Annotated in this window: 12 protein-coding genes and 5 pseudogenes; 13 read left to right on the top strand and 4 right to left on the bottom strand. The window is 52.2% G+C overall.

Annotated elements, in window-relative coordinates; genetic code table 11:
* Positions 1 to 10: 10 nt before the first annotated feature.
* Positions 11 to 2,174, bottom strand: a pseudogene (gene speF / locus O1V66_RS20615) (ornithine decarboxylase SpeF).
* A 725-nt stretch (positions 2,175 to 2,899) separates the two neighbouring features.
* Between speF and O1V66_RS20610 the strand changes: the two are divergent.
* Both O1V66_RS20610 and O1V66_RS20605 read left to right on the top strand, forming a co-directional pair.
* A complete protein-coding gene (locus O1V66_RS20610; RefSeq protein ID WP_045049231.1) occupies positions 2,900 to 3,793 on the top strand; it encodes a LysR family transcriptional regulator in 894 nt (297 codons plus the stop codon).
* A gap of 115 nt (positions 3,794 to 3,908) precedes the next feature.
* Entirely contained in the window at positions 3,909 to 5,009 is a 1,101-nt protein-coding gene (locus O1V66_RS20605; RefSeq protein ID WP_269127995.1) for an NADH:flavin oxidoreductase/NADH oxidase, read from the top strand.
* A 41-nt stretch (positions 5,010 to 5,050) separates the two neighbouring features.
* Here the strand turns inward: O1V66_RS20605 and O1V66_RS20600 are convergent, their stop codons facing one another.
* On the bottom strand, positions 5,051 to 5,245 hold the full coding sequence (locus tag O1V66_RS20600; protein WP_045049179.1) for a tautomerase family protein: 195 nt from the start codon (positions 5,243 to 5,245) through the stop codon (positions 5,051 to 5,053).
* A gap of 209 nt (positions 5,246 to 5,454) precedes the next feature.
* Here O1V66_RS20600 and O1V66_RS20595 point away from each other — a divergent pair, with 209 nt between their 5' ends.
* The 4 genes and pseudogenes from O1V66_RS20595 (at position 5,455) to O1V66_RS20580 (ending at position 10,827) form a co-directional block, all read left to right on the top strand.
* Positions 5,455 to 6,477 (top strand): LacI family DNA-binding transcriptional regulator, encoded by a 1,023-nt coding sequence (locus O1V66_RS20595; RefSeq protein WP_045049178.1) that lies wholly within the window; start codon positions 5,455 to 5,457, stop codon positions 6,475 to 6,477.
* Positions 6,478 to 7,010: 533 nt separating this feature from the next.
* A pseudogene (locus O1V66_RS20590) lies at positions 7,011 to 7,737 on the top strand (gluconate 2-dehydrogenase subunit 3 family protein).
* A 52-nt stretch (positions 7,738 to 7,789) separates the two neighbouring features.
* Complete coding sequence (locus O1V66_RS20585) at positions 7,790 to 9,559, top strand: GMC family oxidoreductase (protein WP_045049176.1); 1,770 nt, start codon at positions 7,790 to 7,792, stop codon at positions 9,557 to 9,559.
* A gap of 35 nt (positions 9,560 to 9,594) precedes the next feature.
* On the top strand, positions 9,595 to 10,827 hold the full coding sequence (locus O1V66_RS20580) for a c-type cytochrome (RefSeq protein ID WP_414058490.1): 1,233 nt from the start codon (positions 9,595 to 9,597) through the stop codon (positions 10,825 to 10,827).
* A 657-nt stretch (positions 10,828 to 11,484) separates the two neighbouring features.
* Here the strand turns inward: O1V66_RS20580 and O1V66_RS20575 are convergent.
* Positions 11,485 to 13,921 (bottom strand): annotated as a pseudogene (locus tag O1V66_RS20575) (glucose/quinate/shikimate family membrane-bound PQQ-dependent dehydrogenase).
* A 580-nt stretch (positions 13,922 to 14,501) separates the two neighbouring features.
* Here O1V66_RS20575 and O1V66_RS20570 point away from each other — a divergent pair.
* The 7 genes and pseudogenes from O1V66_RS20570 (at position 14,502) to O1V66_RS20540 (ending at position 22,346) form a co-directional block, all read left to right on the top strand.
* Positions 14,502 to 15,713, top strand: a complete 1,212-nt coding sequence (locus O1V66_RS20570) for a Bcr/CflA family multidrug efflux MFS transporter (RefSeq protein WP_045049172.1) — start codon at positions 14,502 to 14,504, stop codon at positions 15,711 to 15,713.
* 272 nt (positions 15,714 to 15,985) lie between these two features.
* The gene (locus O1V66_RS20565; RefSeq protein ID WP_045049171.1) at positions 15,986 to 16,966 is read left to right on the top strand and encodes a TIM barrel protein; all 981 of its coding nucleotides are present in this window, start codon (positions 15,986 to 15,988) and stop codon (positions 16,964 to 16,966) included.
* Positions 16,967 to 17,018: 52 nt separating this feature from the next.
* Positions 17,019 to 18,062, top strand: coding sequence for a sugar ABC transporter substrate-binding protein (locus O1V66_RS20560; RefSeq protein WP_045049170.1), 1,044 nt, complete (start codon positions 17,019 to 17,021; stop codon positions 18,060 to 18,062).
* Positions 18,063 to 18,096: 34 nt separating this feature from the next.
* On the top strand, positions 18,097 to 19,599 hold the full coding sequence (locus O1V66_RS20555) for a sugar ABC transporter ATP-binding protein (RefSeq protein WP_045049169.1): 1,503 nt from the start codon (positions 18,097 to 18,099) through the stop codon (positions 19,597 to 19,599).
* 57 nt (positions 19,600 to 19,656) lie between these two features.
* Complete coding sequence (locus O1V66_RS20550) at positions 19,657 to 20,628, top strand: ABC transporter permease (protein ID WP_045049168.1); 972 nt, start codon at positions 19,657 to 19,659, stop codon at positions 20,626 to 20,628.
* On the top strand, positions 20,628 to 21,485 hold the full coding sequence (locus tag O1V66_RS20545) for a MurR/RpiR family transcriptional regulator (protein ID WP_045049167.1): 858 nt from the start codon (positions 20,628 to 20,630) through the stop codon (positions 21,483 to 21,485). The genes O1V66_RS20550 and O1V66_RS20545 overlap by 1 nt, the downstream gene beginning before the upstream one ends.
* 1 nt (position 21,486) lies before the next feature.
* Positions 21,487 to 22,346, top strand: a pseudogene (locus O1V66_RS20540) (ribokinase).
* Between the two features lie 119 nt (positions 22,347 to 22,465).
* Here O1V66_RS20540 and O1V66_RS20535 read toward each other — a convergent pair.
* A pseudogene (locus O1V66_RS20535) lies at positions 22,466 to 23,313 on the bottom strand (fumarylacetoacetate hydrolase family protein).
* Positions 23,314 to 23,480 lie beyond the last annotated feature (167 nt).

Genomic DNA, 23,480 nt, shown 5'->3' with positions numbered 1-23,480 from the left:
CGCTTTGGCGTTATTCGGCTATCACATAACCCATGACGCGCTTCCAGCCGACCGGCTTTTTCTCGACATAGACGCCCTGCAGTTCGGGCGAGAAGCCCGGCAGAATATTGATGCCCTCTTCCAGCGCCAGAAAATAGCGTTGCACTGCTCCGCCCCACAGCTCGCCCGGCACCACGCACAATACGCCCGGCGGATAAGGCAGCGCACCTTCGGCCGCAATGCGCCCTTCTGCTTCACTGATAGGCACCAGTTCTACGTTGTCGCGAATAAACTCGCTGTGGGCGTCCTGCGCGTTCATCACCACCTGCGGGAAGCCTTTCTCGCGGAACATCTCTTTTTGCAGCTCTTTGACGTCGAAGCTGACATAAAGATTGTGCATTTCCTGACACAGCTGGCGAATCGTGTAGTCGCGATAGCGTTCTTCGTTCTTGCGATAAACCGTGGGCAATACCTCGCTCAGCAATGCATCTTCTTCGATATAGCGCTCGAAACGGGCGATTTCGTCGACAAGATGCTGCATTTTCGCAGGCGTTTCCGCAGGCGTCAGCAGGAACAGAATGGAGTTGAGGTCGCATTTCTCCGGCACAATGCCGTTTTCGCGCAGATAGTTGGCAAGAATGGTCGCAGGAATACCGAACTCGGTATATTTACCGCTGCTCGCATCGATGCCGGGCGTAGTCAGCAACAGTTTGCAAGGGTCCACAAAATACTGCTTCTCGGCATAACCTGCAAAGGCGTGCCAGCGTTCACCGGGTACGAAATCGAAGAAACGCACATCGTTGGCCATTTTTTCGGTGTCGTGATCCTGCCACGGCGTGCCGTCGATGGTTGGCGGCACAAACGGCTGGATCATCGAACACTGCTTCAGCAGCATTTTGCGGGCATCGATTCCAAGCTTCACGCATTCCATCCACATATGTCGGCCGCTGCCGCCCGCGTGCATCCGCGCATTGACATCGAGCGCGGCGAACCAGCGGATAAAACGGGCTGGTGGACGCGTGCATCATAAAGGCGTTATTAAGCTTTTTATGGCTGCAATGGCGCTTCTGTCCTTTGATGTGATTATCTTTTTTATGAATCTGCGAAGTCTGCGAGAAACCGGCCTGCTGCTTGTGAACGGACTGGGTCACGATAATCCCGGGGTCATTTTCGTCGAGTTCCAGCAACAGCGGCGAGCACTCTTTCATCATCGGGATAAACTGCTCGTAGCCGACCCACGCCGAGTCAAACAGAATGTAATCACACAGATGGCCTATTTTCTCTACCACCTGACGGGCGTTGTAAACCGTGCCGTCATAGGTGCCAAGCTGAATAATCGCCAGACGGAAAGGCCGTTTCTCTTCCGCGCGATCCGGCGCAACCTGCTGAATTTGTTTACGAAGATAGCGCTCTTCGAAACAGGCGGCATCAATACCGCCGATAAAACCAAACGGGTTACGCGCGGTTTCGAGATAGACCGGCGTCGCGCCTGCCTGCAACAGTGCGCCGTGGTGGTTGGATTTATGGTTGTTGCGGTCGAACAGCACCAGGTCGCCACGGGTCAGCAGCGCATTGGTCACCACTTTATTGGCGGCCGAGGTGCCGTTGAGCACGAAATAGGTCTTGTCGGCGCTGAACACTTTGGCCGCGTGCTTCTGGGCATCTTTGGCCGACCCTTCGTGGATAAGCAGGTCGCCCAGTTTGACGTCGGCGTTGCACATGTCCGCGCGGAAAATGTTTTCACCAAAGAATTCGGTAAATTGACGACCCGCCGGATGACGACGGAAGAATTCGCCGCCCTGATGCCCCGGACAGGCGAAGGTCGAATTTTCCATCTCGACGTATTTTTTCAGCGTATCGAAAAACGGCGGGAACAGGCCCTGCTCGTATTCATCGGCCGCGGCTTCGAGCTGCGCGGCATAGAACGCCTGATTGGCATCCGACAGAGCGAACACGCCCTTTAGCGCCGCTAAAAACTGGGGTGAAACCTGTTCCGCTCCCTGTACTGCAACAAACGCAGGGATACTGAATCCCAAGGCTTCGACGGCTGCCAGCCTGCCGTTATTCAGGTCATCCACGGAAATCACTATCGCCGCAATGTCGGTGTAGTCCGCGTCATCGAGGCTGACTACGCCACGCGGTGTGTCGAGATGGGATGCCACGGAGGCGCTTGCTGCTATTTTTAACTGTTTCATATTACAGGACTCTCAAACGGTTAAGTAAGAGGGTGTGCCAAGGGGCACGGCAATGAGCAGGTTTGTTCGACGCAGGCAGACAGTGACAAGAAAGACCCACGCGCAGACACCGGCTCGGCAAAGTGACGTTGGCTAAGAGGTGAGCTCGAGAGTTAATCAGGCGTTACTTAACATAAGCATAGCCGTTTCAGAACGATTTACCGTCTTGGCCACGTCTGATAGACATCAGTAAAATCAGAGCTTCGCTCTATTTTTAATCATGCCTAACCACGAGCAAAGGTAGCCTTACCGCATGAAAGGGTTGGCAACGGGCGAGAAACAGAAAGTGTGGAGGTCGTTGCACGCTGGCGTCATCATCAATGTTCTCGGGCACTGCAAGGCAATGCGATGTGATAAACCGGTCATGTGCCGCAACCCTCTTGAGCTGTCGCGAATAAGCGAAGGAAATCTCTGTGCGTGATGGCAAGGTATGCCAAAGCGGCGCAATAATCGCACCTTTTATCGTTATCTTCAAGCTGGAAACTTTATCAAAAAATGATCCTGCGCCAGGGTGGCAGACACAGGCGTACGCATGTCGTTCGAGGAAGATATGCGAACCCCAATCGCGTTAACACTTATGAATCAGGCTCATAAATTTGACGCAGAAAATATGTTAAAAAGACGACTCTGGAAACATTGCAGCGTAAGTGCCGCGCAACCGCATCGCTCCCGCAAAAGGTCATCTCATGCTTAAAGAAAACTTTAACGATTTAATGTCATTTCTGGTGGTGGCGCGAGAACGCAGCTTTACGCGGGCGGCGGCCAAACTGGGCGTGTCGCAATCGGCTCTCAGCCATGCGATTAGAGGACTTGAGGAACGGCTGGAAGTGCGGTTGCTGACCCGTACCACGCGCAGCGTTGCCCCGACTGCAGCGGGTGAAAAACTGGTGGACAGCATTGGACCGCATTTTGCCGAAATCGAGAGCCATCTCGATGCTCTGAGCGATATGCGTGACCGCCCTACCGGCAATATCCGCCTGACCGCCGGGGAGCACGCCGTGGATTCCGCGCTGTGGCCGGTGCTGAAAAATTTTCTGGCCGAATATCCGGATATCAACGTCGAGATTATCGTCGATAATGCGCTTATGGACATCGTCAGCGGTCGTTTCGATGCAGGAATTCGTCTGGGCGAGCAGGTTGCGAAAGACATGGTTGCCGTGCGTATCGGGCCTGAACTGCGCATGGCGGTGGTCGGCGCACCTGCCTATTTCGAAAAATACGGCATTCCCATGACGCCGCAGGACCTGCAAAATCATCGCTGTATCAATATGCGACTGCCCACGCTCGGCGGCATCTATGCCTGGGAGTTTGAAAAGGACGGGCAGGAGATCAAGGCGCGAGTCGATGGACAACTGACCTTCAACAGTCTTCGGCAACGGCTGGAAGCCGCGCAGCTCGGCTTTGGTCTGGTGTACCTACCCGAAGATGCCGTCTCACGCTCTCTGGCCGACGGCACGCTGGTCAGAGTGCTTGAAGACTGGTGCGCGCCTTTCTCGGGCTATTATCTTTATTATCCCAGCCGCAAACAGCATACCAAGGCATTTTCGCTGCTGGTTGAAGCACTTAGATATAGAGCCTGACAGAATCCCGAGTATCGCTCACGTCATTGCAAAGATGACAGCACCGATTGGCAATCAATTGACGAGGGTGCAGGAGCATGATGACAGAGATTCCCATTCAACTCAGAGATTTGATATGTCCGGTTTATTCTCAACCTTCAAGTTAAAAGACGTCACACTGCGCAACCGCATCGCCATTCCACCGATGTGTCAGTACAGCGCGGTAGACGGTGTCGCCAATGATTGGCACCGTGTGCATTATGCCAGTCTGGCGCGCGGCGGTGCAGGTCTGGTGATTGTCGAAGCAACGGCAGTATCACCTGAAGGCCGCATTACCCCGGGATGTCTGGGATTGTGGAACGAAAAGCAGGCCGCGCAACTGGCGCAGATTGCCAAAGAGATTAAAGCGGCGGGAGCCGTACCGGGCATCCAGATTGGTCATGCGGGCCGTAAAGCCAGCGCCAACCTGCCCTGGGAAGGCGACGACCATATCGCGGCGGGCGACAGCCGTGGCTGGGAAACGATTTCGCCTTCCGCCGTCGCCTTTGGCGCCAACCTGCCGAAAGTGCCGCATGAAATGACGTTGGCCGATATCGATCGCGTCAAGGCGGATTTCGTGGCGGCAACCCGCCGTGCACGTGATGCCGGTTTCGAGTGGATCGAACTGCACTTTGCCCACGGCTATCTGGCGCAAAGCTTCTTCTCCGTTCACGCCAACCAGCGTCAGGATGCCTACGGCGGCAATGTGGAAGGTCGCAGTCGCTTCCTGCTGGAAACGCTGGAAGCCGTTCGCAGGGAATGGCCGGAAAATCTGCCGCTGACTGCGCGTTTCGGCGTTATCGAATACGATGGCCGCGATGAAGAGACGCTGGAAGAAGCGATTTCGCTGACTAAAAAATTCCGCGCGGGTGGTCTGGATATGCTCAGCGTCAGCATCGGTTTCTCGACGCCGAGCGCCAACATTCCTTGGGCGCCGGGCTTTTTGGCCCCGATTGCCGAGCGTGTGCGTAAAGAGGCGGATATCGCGGTAGCCTCTGCCTGGGGTATAGATTCACCGGTGATTGCCGACCAGGCTATCGAGAAAGGTCAGCTGGATCTGGTCATGGTCGGACGCGCGCACCTGGCGAACCCGAACTGGTCTTATCAGGCGGCGAAAGTGCTGGAAAAAGAAGAGCCATCATGGGTGCTGCCTGCACCGTATGCTCACTGGCTCGAGCGCTACAAAACGGCTGAATAAGCTGATTGTGTAAAACAAAAACCCGCCTGTTGGCGGGTTTTTTACTTCTTGTTCAGCTCGCTGAATGGAACTCCGCCGCGCGATTTGTTTTCCGCTTTGGTTTCCACAATCGATACCACAACACGTTCGGCATCCACGTCCAGCGACTCGACCACGGCTTCGGTAATTTTCTTCATCAATGTGCTTTTCTGCTCGACCGAGCGGCCTTCTACGGCGTAAACCACAATCTCTGGCATGTTGGACTCTCCATCAGTGATAGTCAGTACACGAGAATAATCTTTAAAAATAATACACTAGCTCGTAACCATTGATATTATTTTTAGTAACAATAATTGAACACTTTAACCTAACTGAATAGAGGGATATTATGGGGGCAAGGCGCAATGTTTGCGCAAACATTTCCTTTTCCAGCGCGAGTTGGCTCAAGTAACCTGTGGAAAATGCATTGAATTACGAAAAATATCCTAACAAATCTCTCTCTCGTTCCCCCACGCTGGAGGATGTCGCCAAAGCCGCAGGTCTTTCTCCAATGACAGTGAGCCGTGCGCTGAACAACCCAAAAATCGTGCGCCCCACGACCGTGGCCCGAGTCATGGAGGCGGTCAACCTGACCGGTTATATTCCCAATATGCTGGCCGGTGGCTTAACCACGCGCCGCACCAAACTTATTGCTGTCGTGGTGCCGCAAATCAACAACAACATGTTCGTCGATACGGTGCAGGCGATTGGCGATGAGCTGGCGTTGCGGGGTTATCATATGCTGCTCTGTATTGTCGGCTATGACACCGATTCCGAAACCGACATCGTAGCGACCCTTCTTTCGCGACGCCCTGATGGCATCGTGCTCACCGGCATTCACCACTCTTCGGAACTCAAGCGGATCATTCTCAACGCCAATATTCCGGTGGTTGAAATCTGGGATCTCACCCCCACGCCGCTGGATATGCTGATCGGTTTTTCACATGAAAAAATAGGTCAGGCCGTAGGGCACTATTTTCTGGGTAAAGGGTATTCACGTTTCGGCATGGTCTGCGCTTCGGACCGTCGCGCGCAGGTACGCAAAAACAGCGCCATCGACGTGTTACGTCAGGACCCGCAAAACGTTGTCGAAGAAGTTACGCTGCCCGCGCCGGCCAATATGGAGGTTGGGCGCACTGCCTTTCGTCATCTGTTGCAAAAAAGCGAGCGCTTCGATGTGATTATCTGCACCTCGGATACGCTGGCGCAGGGTGTGATTATGGAAGCCGAGGCCCGGAGTTTGCGTGTCCCGGAGGATCTCAAAGTTATAGGTTTTGCCGACCTCAATTTTGCGGCCCATAATCGACCCGCCATCACGACCGTGTGTGTGGACAAATCGCGCATGGGTCAACAGGCCGCCACCATGCTGGCCGATAAAATCGAAGGGCTGGAGATTGCCGAGCACGTTGTAGATATTGGATTCTCGTTAGTCGTTCGCGAATCTGCGTAGTGTTTTAGAGGCCGCAGTCTATTATCGGCATGCGGCTTTATTATTCCCCGCCTTTTATTATTTTAGTCTTTCCTTAAAAAATAACTCCTCACCGCTTATCAATGTTCAGTATCATTATTTAAGTCAGATTATTTTAACGTCATATAAAAATGAATGATAACCACTCCTATTTGTTTATTATGTTAGAAATGTTAGCTAACAAAACCAACATTTAATAACAGGTTCTTTAGGGCCGTGATTATATTTCCCCGCTCTCTTTCCCGGAAATATAAATCTCTATGCGTCATTAAACCCTCTCGCCATCGCATAATCCTTGCGCGTTAACTGGCAACGATCACCATAAATAACGTTTTATTATCAATGAATTAATAATAATTAATTGGCAGAACTTCTTTTAGCGCATGCTACGCACACAAATTATATGGAATTTATATATTCTTTTTTAATGTGACGATGATATTATAAATTTGTACCCAAACGATTATAAAAATTAACCCTCATCTAACATTTAAGCCAGTGAGAGTCGTAGTGCTATGCTCCTTCAAAAGAAAACTACCCGCCGCAAGTTCTTGCTTGGGTCAATAATGGCTTTGCCTGTCAGCACTATCCTGATGAAAGGATTAACTGCCGCACAGGCTGCCGAAATGGCCGCACCCGAATTACTCGATTACAAGCCCGTATTTTTCAGCGCCGAAGAGTGGCAATTTATTATGGCCGCCGCCGACCGTCTGATCCCCGCAGGCGGAAAAGGCAAAGCGCCGGGCGCGCTGGAAACCAACGTGCCTATCTTTATTGACCAGCAGATGCACGGCGAATTTGGCGAAGAGATCTATCTTCAAGGTCCCTTCAACGTACATGCGCCTGCCACCATGGGTTATCAACTTCCCTATCGTCCGCAGCAGATCTACAAGATGGGCATCAAGATGGCCAACACCTGGTGCCGGCAGAATCATCAAAAAGCTTTCCACGACCTGACGGAAGCGGAAAAAGACGACGTTTCTGACCAAACTTCAGAAAAACGGCATCTCTTTCGCCCAGATGGGTGAAGAGTCGCTGGTCGCTTCGCAGTTTTTCAATGAACTGCTCTCCGATACCAAGCACGGCTATCTCGCCGACCCTATCTATGGCGGTAACAAAGGCATGAAGGCCTGGATTGCCATCGGATTCCCGGGCGCGCGTGCCAGCTACACGGAATGGGTGAAACAGCACAACATCCCTTATCCCCTGGGTCCCGTCAGTCTGTCCGGCGCACGCGCCTAGCAGACACAGCGATCACCCCTTTCCGTTTTTTGATGATTTGACAGGATTAAAGATGGCACAAGTAACCAAAGAAGAAGTCGACGTCGTTGTCGTCGGCCTTGGCTGGGCAGGCTCGCTGATGAGCATTGAGCTGGCCATGGCAGGACTCAAAGTCCGCGCACTGGAGCGCGGCGGCGATCGCGGCTATGAAGAGTTTGCCTACCCGAAACCGGCGGATGAATACGCCTACGCGGTAAGAAACAAAGTGATGGCCACCCCGGCCGAAGCCGCAGTCACTGTGCGCTACAACATGAGCGAAACCGCGCTGCCGACCCGTAAATGGGGCGCGTTTGCGCCAGGTACCGGTGTAGGAGGATCCGGCCTGCACTGGACGGCGGTATTGATTCGCCCGACGCCGACCGATCTCAAATTGAAAACCTATGCCGATCAGGCCTACAAGCCCGGGATCCTGCAGGAAGACATGCGGATCATGGACTTCCCGTTCAGCTGGGACGAAATCGAGCCTTACTACACCAAATTCGAAAATATCTGCGGGCAGTCCGGTAAAACCGGCAACCTGCGCGGCCAAATCATGGAAGGCGGCGATCCGTTCGAAGGCCCGCGCTCGGAGCCTTATCCGCTGCCGGCGCTGGAAGATACCCTCAACAGCAGCATGTTCGCCGACGTGACCAAAAAGATGGGCTATCACCCGTTCCCGAACCCTTCAGCCTGCGTGTCTCGTGCCTGGACCAATCCCTACGGCAACCAGATAGCGCCGTGTAACTACTGCGGTTATTGCAGTAAATACCCGTGCCTTAACTACTCCAAGGCCTCGCCGCAAACGGCAGTCATGGATGCGCTGAAACGTATGGACAACTTCTCCTACGAAGTTCATGCCAACGTGATGAAAGTGGTGCTGCACGACGACAAGAAAACCGCCAAAGGCGTCATTTATATCGACGCGCAGGGCAACGAATGCTTCCAGCCTGCGAAGATTGTGGTGCTGAGCAGCTTCCAGTTCTGCAACGTGCGTTTGATGCTGCTGTCCGGCATCGGCAAGCCGTACAACCCCCTCACGGAAGAAGGCGTGGTCGGGCGCAACTATGCGTTCCTGAGCAACGGCGGCTCGACGCTGTTCTTCAAGGATAAAAACTTCAATCCGTTCGCTACCGCAGGCGCAACAGGCCAGATGATCAACGATATCTCGCCGGGTAACTTCGACGGTCCCGGCCTTGGTTTTATCGGCGGTGCCAAGATCCACAGCTCGCAGGCTACGGGCACACCTATCAGCACTTCGCTGCCAAAAGGCACGCCGACCTGGGGCACAGGCTGGAAAGAAGGCATGGAGGAGTGGTACGGGCATTCGATGAAGATAAGCATCACGACGACCTGCCAGTCTTATCGCGATATCTATCTCGATTTGGATCCGAACTACAAGGACGAATACGGCTATCCGCTGCTGCGCATGACTTTCGACTGGAAAGAGAATGAACTTAAGCTGCAACAGTATCTGAAAGGGATCGTCGGCAACATCACCAAAGAGTTGAATCCGGACAGCTATAGCGAAAGTTTCCTGCCGATGGATGCTCACTTCGACCTGACCAAATACGTCTCAACCCACAATGTGGGTGGCGCAGTGATGGGCGATAACCCGAAGACGTCGGCATTGAACAAGTATCTGCAAAGCTGGGATGTGCACAACGTCTTCGTGCCGGGTGGCAACGCGTTTCCGCAGAACTTCCAGGCTAACCCAACCGATACGATTGGCGCGATCACACTGATGGCGGCACAGGCGATTAAAGATCACTATCTGAAAAATCCCGGCCCACTGGTACAGGCGTAAGTGACATGAACATGATGAATTTAAAGACGATATTAATGGCCAATGTCGTGTTGATGGGCGCGGGTTTCATGATGCAGGCGCAGGCCGATGATGCGCAGCTAATCAAACAGGGCGAGTATATTTCTCGTCTGGGTGACTGTTCTGCCTGTCACACGCTGCCCGGAAAACCGGCCTTTTCGGGCGGACTGGCTATAAAATCCGATCTCGGTACTATCTATTCGACCAACATCACGCCGGATAAAGAACACGGGATCGGAAACTACAGCGAACAGCAGTTTGCCGATGCGGTGCGCAAAGGCGTATTGCCGGACGGCACCAGTCTGTATCCGGCAATGCCTTATCCGGATTACGCCAAAACCAGCGATGAAGATATTCACGCGCTTTACACCTATTTTATGCAGGGCGTGAAACCCAGCGCGGAAGTACCGGCGAAAACCGAACTCAGTTTCCCGTTCAGTCAGCGTTGGGGCATGAAGCTCTGGAACTGGGCCTTCACCTCCGACAAACCGTTCCAGCCGATTGGCGGCGCGTCTGCCGAAATTAATCGCGGCGCGTATCTGGTGGAGAGTCTGGGTCACTGCGGCAGTTGCCACACGCCTCGTGGTTTGGGAATGAATGAAAAGGCGCTCGACAGCAGCGACGCGAAGTTCCTGTCCGGCGGTAATCTCAATGGTTGGGACGTGCCTTCGTTACGCGGCGTTGCCCACTGGAACGCGCAGGAAATTGTCGATTATCTCGGCAAGGGTCGTAACGACAAAGCGGCGGTCGGCGGAGAAATGACCTCTGTCGTGGAGAACAGCACGGGGTATATGACCGATGCCGATCTTAAGGCGATTGCTGCCTACCTGAAATTCCTGGGCGGTAATCCGGCGATTCCTCCGGCCAATACGCAGGCCGCAAACGCTACCGAAGCAAAACTGACGGCTGCGAAAAACCTGAGCGAAGGCGAGCGTTTGTATCTGGATAACTGCGCAGCCTGCCACTTTGTGACGGGTAAAGGCGCACCAGGCGTATTCCCGGAACTGGATCAGGCCACTCTCGTCAACGCGCAGGACCCCACCGGTCTGGTACATACCATTTTGATGGGAGCGCAGCAGCCTTCAACGGCGCGAGCGCCTTCAACACTTGTCATGCCGGGCTTCAAGGCGCGTCTTTCCGACGAGGAGGTGGCGCAGCTATCAACCTTTATTCGTCAGGGCTGGAGCAATAACGCGCCGGCGGTAACGGCCGATGACGTGAGCAAGGTCAGGAAGAAGCTGGCCGAGTAATCGTTCGCGGCGTGCCGGGATTACACTTCTACAATGGCTTCCTTCCCCGGAAGCCATTTTTTTATCTGCGTCATTTTAGGAATCGCTCATTTAATTCATTTAAATCAATTATTTATATTTCACTTTGGGAGTTTTTGCAGTTGCGATGCAGGTAGACTGCTTGCGGGTGCTCTGGATCTTTTTGTCCCGAGCATGACGTCTTGTTTTATACGGTGAGTGTTTGCAGTAGCAGGTATGCAGAGGACAGAAAGAGAAAAGCCCCGAATTGAAATTAATCAAAACGAGGCCTATCTGCATGCTTGGAAACATCAGGTTAGCCTCTTACCCGCCGAAAGGCAAGAGTCGGAGACTATGATGTCGCAAACCCTGAAAATACTGAATCTGGTGGTTATCTGTCTGAGAATTATCATTCTTTTGCAGATAATCGGTAACAACTACTGGGAGTTACAATCCAAACTCGGTAATAACAAGATTGAGGCTGTCATAGCCTGCGAATCTACACGGTAAAGCAACCCACAGGCGGGAGTTCGCTCCCGCCTAATGGTGCGAGAGCATGGATCCGAGAGCGCCCCTTTTCAGACAAAATGCAGAGTCGAGTAATAAAAAAAGCCCCGGCTGTTTCCAGCAGGGGCTTGGTTCATCCATAAGATTTAAATCTTATTTATTGTCCAGTGCGTAGGCAATCACGTAGTCGCCACGATCCGGTGACTGGCGAGCGCCGCCTGCCGAGATAAGGATGTACTGTTTACCGGTGGTCGGTGAAACGTAGCTCATCGGAGTACCGCCGCTGCCTACTGGCAGACGTGCTTTCCAGACTTCCTTACCGGTTGAGGCATCGAATGCACGCAGGTAGTAGTCCTGAGTACCCGCGATGAACACCAGGCCGCCCTGCGTTGCAAGCGTACCGCCCAGAGTTGGCATACCAACTGGCATCTGCGCATGCATTTTGATACCGAACGGACCTGTATCCTGCACGGTACCGGCCGGAACCTGCCAGACGATTTTCTGAGTTTTCAGGTCAATCGCAGACAAAGTACCAAACGGTGGCTTCTGACATGGGATACCCAGCGGAGACATGAAGCGGTCTTTGTTTACGCCGTACGGGGTGCCTTTCAGCGGAACTGCGCCCATACCGGTGTTAACAGACTCACCACCGTTGCTTGCGGCAACGTTGTTGTTGTTCTGCTTGATCATCTGTACCCACAGGCCCAGACGCATGTCGTTCACGAAGATGTAATGGTTGTTAGGATCGGTAGACATACCGCCCCAGTTCATTCCGCCCAGTGAACCCGGGAAGCTCAGAGACTTGTCAGTATCTGGCGCGGTGAACAGACCATCATAACGCATTGACTTGAAGCTAATGCGACACATCAACTGGTCAAACGGTGTTGCACCCCACATGGAAGATTCAGTCAGTTTGTCGGCACCGATAGAAGGCATGCCTACAGAGAACGGCTGAGTCTTGGAGTACTGCTCGTTTGGAATATTACGGGTTTTAACCGGCAGCTCTTTCACTTCTGTCAGAGGCTTACCTGTTACGCGGTCCAGTACAAAGATCTGACCGGTTTTCGCACCGATTACGACAGCAGGTTTCGTCGTGCCATCTTTCATCGGGAAGTCGATCAGGCTCGGCTGCATAGGCAGGTCGAAGTCCCACAGATCGTTATGAACGGTCTGATAAACCCACTTCTCTTTACCGGTGGTCGCATCAACGGCCAGCACGGAAGCGCCGTATTTGTGATCCAGACGGTTACGGTTTGCACCCCACAGGTCGACAGACGAGCTACCCATCGGCATGAACACGGTGTTCATGGCCGGGTCGTAGGACATCGGCGCCCATGAGTTTGGCGTACTGCGAACCGTAGGTCTGGCCCGGTTGCAGTTTGGCATTCGGATCCTGATTGCCCGGGTCGAACGCCCAGCGCATCTGGCCGGTTACCACGTCGAAGCCACGGATTACGCCGCCAGGCATGTCGGTCTGTACGTTATCCGCAACACGACCGCCAACCACTACGGTAGTCCCCGCAAGCGTTGGAGCAGAAGTCAGCTGATATTTAGGATCGGATGCATCACCCATACCGGCTTTCAGGTCAACGATACCGTTGTTGCCGAAGTCTGAACAGAACTCACCGTTGTCGGCGTTGATGGCAATCAGACGCGCATCGATGGTGTTCATCAGAATACGACGCTGACAGGTATCACCCGCGGCCAGAGAAACTGGCGCTGCTGGCGTGGAACCCGGCACGGTAGGCTGAGGAATTGGTTTGGTTGCATCAAAGTAAGCCAGACCACGACAGCGGTTCCAAACCTGGGCCTGCGCGTTGATTTCGCGTTTCCAGATTTGTTTACCAGTGTTGGCATCGACGGCAATGACGTTGTTATGCGGAGTACACAGGAAGACTTTATCGCCGATTTGCAGCGGAGTTTCCTGGTCTTCTGCACCGTTTCCGCCCGGGCTGATTGGGGTATCGCCGGTGTGGAAGGTCCAGGCAACTTTCAGATCTTTAACGTTGTCGCGGTTGATTTGGTCCAACGCAACAAAACGGTCACCGCCTGGCGTGTTACCGTAGTTATCCCAGTCTTTCTGTTGTTTTGCTTTATCAACCGGGATCAAAGGCAGTTCGTTACCCTTGAAGGCGACGGTCGGGTGCGGCATGAACATCTGCACGAATGCAACCACCATACCGACTGCCAGCACAACGGTGAAACCGTAGGACATTTTGGCGAGGCTGGTTTTGCCTTCTTTTTTGCGCAGTGTAGGCCAGGTCGCGAAGCCCAGCAGCATGAAGCCGGTAGGGACCATCAAGCGAGAGATAAGCGGCCAGAAATCCCAACCCGCGTCAAACAGTGACCAGATAAGCGTTCCAATGAACACCAGAATGAATAAGGTTACAGCGGAAGATTTACTGCGGAAGTATTGGATAGCAGACAACACCATCACGATACCGGCAATCAGGAAATACCAGCTGCCACCGAGTGAAACCAACTTCCCACCTTCAATGGCAAAAAACAAGCCGCTGACGGTCAGAATAACCCCTAATATACAACACCATAGCCTGAGTATGGGACTCGACTGGGATTTTATACCAGACATACAGGCACTCTCCGAAATTATGTAATTTGATTGTTATTACAAAGTGTAATAGTTGCTACTGTCTTCTCAAGCTTGAGCGAACAAATATATTGGCGTCAAAACGAGAGCGCAGCATTGTACCACCTGATTCGTTTTGGTGTTAACGCTATAACTGTTTCAGACCAATTTGTTAACAATTTTGCACAACCAAACTGTAAAAATCATAACTATTCAAAAAGTTATGCGTATATTTTCCATGGACTTTTTGTGCGGATTATTCTGTGCCGCCTAAACCTTCCTGAAATCATACAGCTGAAAATACGTCATAGCGTGTAGAAATTTGCGTGAGATGTGGCAATTTTAGCCACTGAAGTTGTTAAGAAAGTTTTATAAGAAACAGAATGTTAATAGAATGAACCAACTTTTAAAGGGGTTATTTTCTCGTCATTGTTAAATATTTAAACTGCACGATATATACCCTCTCCTTCGTTTAATGAATCACATTCATAACTGCATACTGAATTTATCGGCTAATAGACGACCGCTTACAGAGATATCATTAACGCTGCCAATCAACTTATCTCATTCAGGAGAATAATCGATGTCCATCCGCGATCGTCGGCGACGCGATTTAACTATTCTTGTCATTCTTTCAGCCCTCATGTCTTTGGCCTCTGTGTCTACCGACCTCTATTTACCCGCTATGCCGACCATCACTCGCGAGTTTCAGGCTGCGGGCGGCAGCATCGCGCTGACCTTGTCCGGCTTTTTGGTCGGGTTTAGCCTGGGTCAGCTGATTTGGGGACCCGTAGGCGATCGCTATGGCCGCCGCCTGCCCATCGCCCTAGGTTTGATCCTGTTTATCATCGGGTCCGCAGGCTGCGCCCTCTCCACTTCCGTGATGCAGATGATTTTCTGGCGCGTCATTCAGGCTTTGGGTGCCTGTGCCGGCCCCGTCCTTGCCCGCGCAATGGTCCGTGACCTTTACGCTCGGGAACGTTCGGCGCAGATGCTTTCGACCCTGATTCTGTTCATGGCCGTGGCACCCTTGCTGGGACCCGTTCTGGGCGGACAGATAATGGCCATCAGTTCCTGGCACAATATCTTCTGGGTGATGGTCGCCGTAGGACTTGTCGCCCTCTATGGCGTCTGGAGACTTCCTGAATCGCTACCCGCCGAAAAGCGCAGCACCGAACCCTTCAGCCGCGTCTTTGCCAACTACGCCGAACTTTTCGGCAATAAACAGGTGATGGGATTTGCGCTGACCAGCAGCTTTTACTATTGCAGTTTCTACGCCTTTATCGCCGGTACCCCGTTTGCCTATATCGATTACTACCACGTCTCACCGCAGGTGTATGGCCTGTTATTCGGAGTCAATGTGATAGGGATTATGTCGACAAACTTCTTTAACGGTCGCCTGATCGCTCGTTTTGGCAGTGAAAGACTCTTTCACTTTGGCGCATTGACAGCGGCCCTTGCCGGCACAGTGCTGGGGATAGATGCCTGGTTTGGATGGGGCGGGCTGGCCGGTCTGGTTATCCCTTTCTTTATCTTTGCAGCAATGAACGGATTTATCGTCGCCAATGCCGTAGCGGGTGCTTTGGCTGCGACGCCGACGAATGCCGGTGCGTGTTCTTCACTGGTCGGAGCCATGCAATATGGTTCCGGGATCCTGAGTGCGTCGCTGGTCGGCTGGTTTGCCGACGGCACACCCTGGCCGATGGGTGCCATCATCGCGCTCATGGCCATCCTCTGCGCCGTGGCCGCCATGCGAATGAAACGCAAAACTTCACAAAACGGACTCGACCAGTAAATAAAAATCCTCCTCTTCCTGCTCTCTTCTCTTCTACCTTTCATTTCTTTACCCTTCGGAAATGAAAGGTGATCTGGCTCACAAGCCAATTATCACGCCACTTATTCAAAGGCGCTCTCACTTTTTGACGATCTGTGAATGCCCTCTCAAATCCGCAATTTGAGTATTTTTTAAGCTTGTGAAAACTGGTCATGGGAGATAATAATTACTCCACTTTACTAAATAACGTGAAGTTGGAAAGTACATCACGGTCAATTCACAAAGGAAGACAAATGTCTGAACTCAAATTTGCTACGCGTCTGAACTCATTTGCCTCGGGGGCACACCTGTATTGGCCGGAACTGAAAGGCAAGCCTTCCACATTACAAATGATTGAACGTGCATCGACCGTTAAAGGTTTGACGCATCTCGATTTGAACTATCCACAACACATCACTACCGACATCAAGGGGATGCGCCAGCACATCGAAGACGTAGGTCTGGCGGTCAACGGTATGCAGATGCGCTGGGATGCCCCCGAATTTAAAATTGGTGCCTTTACCAATCCGAATCCTGAGATTCGTCGCAAAGCCATTGAACTGACCAAGCGCGGTATCGATGCCGGTCGTGAGTTTGGTTCCAATCTGATGACTCTCTGGATGGGTCAGGATGGATTCGACTACTGCTTCCAGGCGGATTACAAAAAGATCTGGGAAGACGCCGTTGCCGCCGTGCGCGAGATTGCCGAATACGCGCCAGACTGCGATATCAGCATCGAATATAAACCCAACGAGCCGCGCGCCTTCGCCATCTTTCCAAATGTCACCACGTGCCTGATTGCCGTTGAAGAAGCCGGTTGCCCCAATCTTGGCATCACCCTGGATTTCGCGCATGTGCTCTACGCCAATGAAATCCCGGCCTATGCCGCAGCGATGGTTTCCCGCCGCTCCCGCCTGCTTGGACTCGACTGCAACGACGGTTGGGGCAAGCGCGACGACGGATTAATGGTCGCATCGGTCAATCCGAAAGCCACGCTCGAATTCCTGTGGCAGATGAAACGCGACGGCTATCAGGGGGCGTACTATTTCGATACGTTCCCGGATGCCAGCGGGTTGGATCCTGTCCGTGAAGCCGAAGCCAATATCGCTACCGTGACCCGCCTGCTGAAGCTCTGCGACAAACTCGATGACAATCCGGCGCTTCACGCCGCCATTAGCGAGCAGGATGCAGTGGCTTCACAGCTCATCATTAATGACATTCTCTTTACTCAATAAGCTGTTTATTCCTAAAAAAAGTCCCGATACCCTACAAAATGAAGGATAGAAGATGAAAAAGCTGCTTTTACTGGCCATTGCCTCCGCCCTGCTCAGCACCAGCGTCTATGCGGCCGAGCTGGCACCTTTACAGTCCGATACCGAACCGGACAGAACCGACTGGACACAGCTCGACACCAAATACGGCCCGATCCCCAAGGCCAATGCGCAGCTGAAAATCGGCGGCGTTTCCAAAACGCTGACCAATGAATACTGGCGCTCGCTGGGTCAGGGTTACAAGAACATTGCAGATAAAGACGGCTTTACACTCGCCTACCAGGCGGCCGCCAATGAAGACGATCAACTCGGTCAGCTTTCGATTGCCGAAACGCTGATTGCCCAGGGCTTCAATGGCCTGCTGGTTTCGCCACAAACCGATGCCAACCTGCAACCGGCGTATGAAGTGGCGCAAAGCAAAGGTATTGCGGTCGTCAACGTCAACGATGCGGTCATGCCCAATGCCGCTCACTACGTGGGTAACGTGCAGAAAGACAACGGCGTGCGTGTGGCGAAATGGTTTATCGAGCATTATCCCAACGGCGGCAGCGTGGCCATCATCGAAGGTCAGCCGGGCGTTTATGCCGCAGGCCAGCGTACCAAAGGCTTTCGTGAAACTATCGCCGCCAACGGCAAATTCAAGGTGGTTGCCAGTGTTCCGGCAAACTGGAGCCGTGAAAAAGCCTACGATGCCGCTTCGACAATTTTGCAGCAATACCCTGATTTAGTCGGTTTCTATGCCAATAACGACGGCATGGCGCTGGGTGTGGTCGAAGCCGTGCGTTCAGCCGGAAAAAGCAAACAAACGGCGGTCTTCGGCACTGACGGCATTTCCGATGCCTACGCGTCTATCAAACGCGGCGAGCTGACCGGCACGGTTGACAGCTTCCCTGTATTGACCGGCGAGGTCGCCATGGATGTCCTGCTGCGCCTGATTAACGGCCAGAAGATTTCCCGTGTGGTTTCGACGCCGCAGGCGCTTATCACCAAAGACAATGCCGACGCTTTCTCGACCAAAGACAACGCGAAACTGCGCCAGCTTCTCGACCAGCAAAAATAATCAGACTACCGAATAACGGGGCAGCGGAGGGGCTATGGAAAATTATCGTTTAAGCATGCAGGGGATTACCAAAATTTACGGCAGCGTAGCGGCTATCGAAGGCGTGGATTTTTCGGTCGTCAGCGGTGAAGTGCACGCCTTGATTGGCGAAAATGGCGCGGGTAAATCCACGTTGCTGAATATTCTCTCGGGCGTTCGCGAGGCGAATGCGGGTGAAATCAAGGTTGATGGCACCGTCGTCAAAATGAAGAATCCGCTTTCGGCGCGTCATGCGGGCATTGCGATGATCCATCAGGAATTGCAGCACGTTCCTGAACTCTCCGTTGCGCAAAATATGTTTTTGGGCCGTCCTCTTACCCGCTACAAAGGGCTGTTTGTTAACAAGAAGGCGCAGCTGGCGCGTGCCATCACCATCTTGAAAACGCTGGATCCGTCGATTAACCCCGATGAACCCATCAAGAATCTGAAAGTCGCCCAGCAACAGATTGTCGAGATAGCGCGCGCCCTGCTCGATGACGCCAAGATTATTGCGATGGATGAACCGACCTCCAGCCTCACGCCCACCGAATTTGATCGTCTGGCCGAGCTGATCGCCGATTTGAAATCGATGAATGTGGCGATCATTTATGTCTCGCACAAAATGAACGAGATCTTCAGGATCTGCGACCGCGCCACCATCATGCGTGATGGCCGTCAGGTCGGCGTAGTCAATATCAAGGATGAAACCGAAGAAACCATCGTTTCCAAAATGATTGGCCGCAAGCTTGAAAAGGTGCAACACCAATCTTTTATGACCGATAAAGAGATTTTGCGCGTTGAAGGCCTGGGGCGTGGCGATGACGTGCTGCCCGCCACCTTTACCGTAACGGCTGGCGAAGTGCTCGGCATTGCGGGTCTGGTCGGTTCGGGCCGTACCGAATTGCTGAAGCTGATTGCCGGTATCGATGCCAAAACCAGCGGCACGATTTATGTCAACGGCAAACACATTCACAATCTCAATGTGTCGAATGCTATCAAGGCCGGTATCGGACTGGTGCCGGAAGACCGCAAGAAAGAGGGCATCATCAAGCAGCGCTCCGTTGCGGTCAATATGGCGCTGCCCAAGATGCGCAAATATACCCAAAGCGGATTTATCAACAAGTCCCGTCTCGATGCCAGCGCATTGCAGGTAATGACCGATTTACGATTGAGACCTTTGGATATTGAAAAGCATATCGGTTTATTAAGCGGGGGTAATCAGCAGAAAGTGATTATCGGCCGCTGGATAGCCGCAGATACCCAAGTATTTCTTTTTGATGAGCCAACCCGGGGAATTGATATTGGCGCAAAATCGGAAATTTATAATCTGATTGAAAAACTCGCCAAAGAAGGTAAAGCCATTGTCGTCGTGTCGTCAGAAATGCAGGAAATAATGCGTATCTCCGACCGTGTATTAGTTATGCGAGAAGGAAAGATCGCAGCCGAGTTAACCGGTGACGATATCAGCGAAGAAAATATCGCACAATACGCCATCAATGAAGTATTCAATAAAAAATAACCCTGCTGGCCTCTGCCTTATTTTCAGGCGGAGGCAAACTGACAAAGAGGCTGACACATGAACACTCAAGGAAAAACCATGCCTGCTTTACGTACCTCAACATTATTTAAATTTAATCTGCGTGATACAGGCACGCTGATTGGATTAATTATTATCGTCTGCACCTTTTCATTTTTGTCGCCGGTATTTTTTACCGTGCCCAATCTACTGAATATTCTGCAGCAGTCTTCCATTAACGCCGCGATTGCACTCGGCATGACACTGGTGATTATTTCCGGCGGGATTGACCTGTCGGTCGGGTCGACCGCTGCCCTGTCCGCCATCTTTGGCGCGACGTTGATGGTGGCAGGCGTTCCCGTGCCGCTTGCCATTGTCGGCACGCTCGGCATCGGCGCATTGTGCGGCCTGTTCAGTGGCGTGCTGGTTGCCTACGCGGGCCTGCAACCCTTTATCGTCACGCTGGGCGCCCTGTCGCTGTTTCGCGCACTGGCCTTGATATCGACCGGCGGCAGCCCGATTTTCGGCATTCCGCTCGAGTTCCGAAGTGCGCTGACCGGCACGCTCTTCGGCATTCCCTGCCCTATTCTTATCGTTGTGGTCATTGCCATTGCCGCGTGGATATTGATGAACAAGACGCCGCTTGGTGAATACATTCTGGCCGTGGGCGGAAACGAAGAAGCCGCGCGAGTCGCCGGTGTTCCCGTCAAGCGAACCAAAGTCACCGTCTATGTTATCTCGGGCGTGCTGGCGGCTCTGGCCTCGCTAATCCTGATTGGACGACTGGGTGCCGCCGAGCCGACGCTCGGTAACTTGTGGGAACTGGACGCCATCGCCGCCGCCGCTATCGGAGGCACCTCATTGATGGGCGGTAAAGGCAGCATTATCGGAACAATTATCGGCGCCATTATTTTAGGCTCTTTACGGACCGGCTTAACACTAATGAATATCCAGGCCTTTTATCAATTGCTTGCTACCGGCCTCATCATTATTATAGCCATGCTGATTGACCGAGCGACACGAGGTAAGTAATGAAGCAAGACCCGCGAGCAATAGGTGCTCATATTAGAATGAGGTTGCCACAACTCACGCAGCTCGAAAGAAAAGTTGTCGAATCCATTACGTCCAAAAATGATTTGTCCGAACAGACGTCATTAAAAGAAGTCGCTCTGGAAAATGCTGTCTCCGAAGCAATGATTGTTAAACTGGCAAAAAGATTGGACTTCTCGGGATTTCGGGATTTCCGGACGAGTTTGATTTATTACAATAATTCCGACGTGGCCAGTCTCCATTCTGAAATTGGGCCTGACGACTCGTCGGAGCAATTACTTGAAAAAGTTTTTCGCACCTCTATTCAGGCAATTGAAGAAACAAAAACCATTCTGGATATTTCGGAATTCAATCGGGCCGCCGATATTCTTTTCAAGGCCCGACATATCGATTTATACGGCGTAGGGGGTTCTTCGTCAGTTGCGCGCGATTTATCGCACAAGCTGCTTAAAATCGGTATCAAGGCTACGGTACATGACGATGCGCATATCATGATGATGTCGGCGGCAATATTGAATGACGATGACGCGGTTATTGCCATAAGCCATTCCGGCATGACGCGAACGGTGATTGACCCAAGCAGGCTGGCGGCAAAAAACGGGGCAAAGGTCATTGCCATCAGCAATTATGCAGGCTCGACATTGGTGAAAGAGTCCCACGTGGTGCTTAATTCCACCTCGCAGGGCTCGCATCTTCTTGGAGAAAACGCGGCGGCTCGTATTGCCCAGCTAAATATTCTGGATGCCCTGTTTGTTGCCATTGCCAGGAAAGACCTGAAAAAAGCTGCGCTCAACCTTAACAAGACTCAGCAGGCCGTTAAAAACTTGAGAGAATACTAATATGAGCAAGCTCCTCGTGGTCGGTAGTCTGCATTACGATATTATGGTGGCCGCGCACCACCGCCCTGAAAAGGGCGAAACGGTTATCGGCACCGGATGTTCCTATAAATTCGGGGGAAAGGCGGCAATCAGGCCGTTTCGGCCTCGCAGGCAGGCATCGAGGTCGCTTTTTCAGGGGCCGTTGGCGATGACGATCACGGTAACTGGTTGCTTCGCGTGCTGAAAGAAAACCACGTCGACGTTACGCACATCGAGGTCATTCACGGGGTGCCTTCCGGAATGAGCGTGGCAACCACGGATGCGGAAGGCGATTACGGCGCGGTCGTGCTGTCAAACGCCAATACCCGAATCGATGGCGAACAGTTTGATGAGGACTCCTTCTGGACTGACGTCGGCATGCTCCTGCTGCAAAACGAACTGCCCGACGACATTAATACTCGCGCCGCCGTCGAAGCCAGAAAACGCCGGATCCCCGTTTGCATCAATGCTGCGCCCGCCAGAGAGTTAACAGCACAACTTGTCGCCAGCATCGATCTTTTAGTGGTTAATGGCGTTGAGGCGCGTGATATGTCAGGCATCAATGTCGACAGCCTGCAACAGGCCGCGGCAGCTGCGACGGCGCTCAGTCAACACTATCCAACCGTAGTGGTCACCGCCGGAGAAATGGGCGTGGCGTACTGCACTCGCGGTGAAAATGCGCAAACGCTCGAAGCCGAAAAAATAGTATTAGTCAGCACGCACGGCGCAGGCGATTGCTTTATGGGCAGGTTATGTGCCGCAATATTGAAAGGCGATGGGTTGAGTGAAGCGGTAATTAAGGCAAACAAGGCGGCGGCTTTACACGTTTCTAAAATACATTAACGTCGCTTAAGCACATTATTAGATAAAGAGAAAAACATCAAATAGACGAATGAAACTCCCTCCATAGGCACGGAGGAAATCTCATCATCTTTTTCGTTACACTTTCTTATAACGCAAAGTTAAAGAACCTGTGAAACGATTTGGTTGGTCAGCGTACCGATACCGCCAATTTTGACTTCAATAACATCGCCGCTTTTCATAAATAGCGGAGGCGTTCTTTTTTACCTACGCCACCTGGTGAACCGGTGATAATAACGTCGCCCGGAGACAACGGACTAAAGCGGGAAATATATTCGATAATATCGGCAACGGAGTGAATCATATTTCCGGTGGTGTCGTTTTGAACACGCATACCGTTGAGGAAAGTTTCGATAGGCAATGCCTGAGGATCACGGATCTCGTCGCTGGTCACCAACCACGGACCAAAGCCCCCGGTTTGACGCCAGTTTTTGCCGGCGGTGAACCAGGTATGCTGCATGTCACGCACGGTTGCGTCCATGAAGCAGCTATAGCCAGCGATATAATCCAGCGCATCTTCTTTCTTGACGGCACTGGCGTAACGGCCAATGACGACGGCCAACTCACCTTCATAATCGAATTCGTCGCTGCTTGCAGGCTTGATGAGATTATCTTTATGAGCGCTGAAAGTATCCGGGAAACGAATAAATAATGTGGGAGCGTTATTATTTTCTTCAAATTCTTTTCTTTTATCGGAATAATTCATTCCGACGCAGAATATCTTGCCAGGCGATTCGATAACAGGAAGAAAAACAATCTCATCCGTTGCGTAATCGACAGGGGAACCGGAAAGCTCTTGCAGGATATCCAGCGCGTCTTCATTTAATAGTGCTTGCAGTGTGGAATACTTGTCCGAAAATCGTTTCCCTGCATCAATTACGCCTTGTTCAGTAACAATACCGTAAGACTTTTCTTCTGACTGCGGGCGATAAAAACTTGCTAATTTCATACAATTCCTTAGATCAACCTCATAAGCCGCATTAATGGGATGCCGCTTATCCGATCTCTTTATTCAGCTAAAATGACCACCTGGCGTTTAAACTACTTGGTGTAACACTACAGGATGGCAAACGAGCAAATTGCTTCAGCACATCATGCGGGCGCAATTTTCGCACA

Origin of the sequence: Rouxiella chamberiensis (genome assembly GCF_026967475.1) — a bacterium.
Classification (GTDB): Bacteria; Pseudomonadota; Gammaproteobacteria; order Enterobacterales; family Enterobacteriaceae; genus Rouxiella; species Rouxiella chamberiensis.
Note: the sequence above shows the minus strand (reverse complement) of the source record. Positions and strands in the feature narration are given on the sequence as shown.

What these genes read in the sequence shown, in the direction of transcription:
- O1V66_RS20610 (WP_045049231.1), top strand. Translation starts at nt 2,900, where the DNA reads ATGCTTAAAGAAAACTTTAACGATTTAATGTCATTTCTGGTGGTGGCG.
- O1V66_RS20605 (WP_269127995.1), top strand. Translation starts at nt 3,909, where the DNA reads ATGTCCGGTTTATTCTCAACCTTCAAGTTAAAAGACGTCACACTGCGC.
- O1V66_RS20600 (WP_045049179.1), bottom strand. Translation starts at nt 5,245, where the DNA reads ATGCCAGAGATTGTGGTTTACGCCGTAGAAGGCCGCTCGGTCGAGCAG.
- O1V66_RS20585 (WP_045049176.1), top strand. Translation starts at nt 7,790, where the DNA reads ATGGCACAAGTAACCAAAGAAGAAGTCGACGTCGTTGTCGTCGGCCTT.
- O1V66_RS20580 (WP_414058490.1), top strand. Translation starts at nt 9,595, where the DNA reads ATGGCCAATGTCGTGTTGATGGGCGCGGGTTTCATGATGCAGGCGCAG.
- O1V66_RS20570 (WP_045049172.1), top strand. Translation starts at nt 14,502, where the DNA reads ATGTCCATCCGCGATCGTCGGCGACGCGATTTAACTATTCTTGTCATT.
- O1V66_RS20565 (WP_045049171.1), top strand. Translation starts at nt 15,986, where the DNA reads ATGTCTGAACTCAAATTTGCTACGCGTCTGAACTCATTTGCCTCGGGG.
- O1V66_RS20560 (WP_045049170.1), top strand. Translation starts at nt 17,019, where the DNA reads ATGAAAAAGCTGCTTTTACTGGCCATTGCCTCCGCCCTGCTCAGCACC.
- O1V66_RS20555 (WP_045049169.1), top strand. Translation starts at nt 18,097, where the DNA reads ATGGAAAATTATCGTTTAAGCATGCAGGGGATTACCAAAATTTACGGC.
- O1V66_RS20550 (WP_045049168.1), top strand. Translation starts at nt 19,657, where the DNA reads ATGAACACTCAAGGAAAAACCATGCCTGCTTTACGTACCTCAACATTA.
- O1V66_RS20545 (WP_045049167.1), top strand. Translation starts at nt 20,628, where the DNA reads ATGAAGCAAGACCCGCGAGCAATAGGTGCTCATATTAGAATGAGGTTG.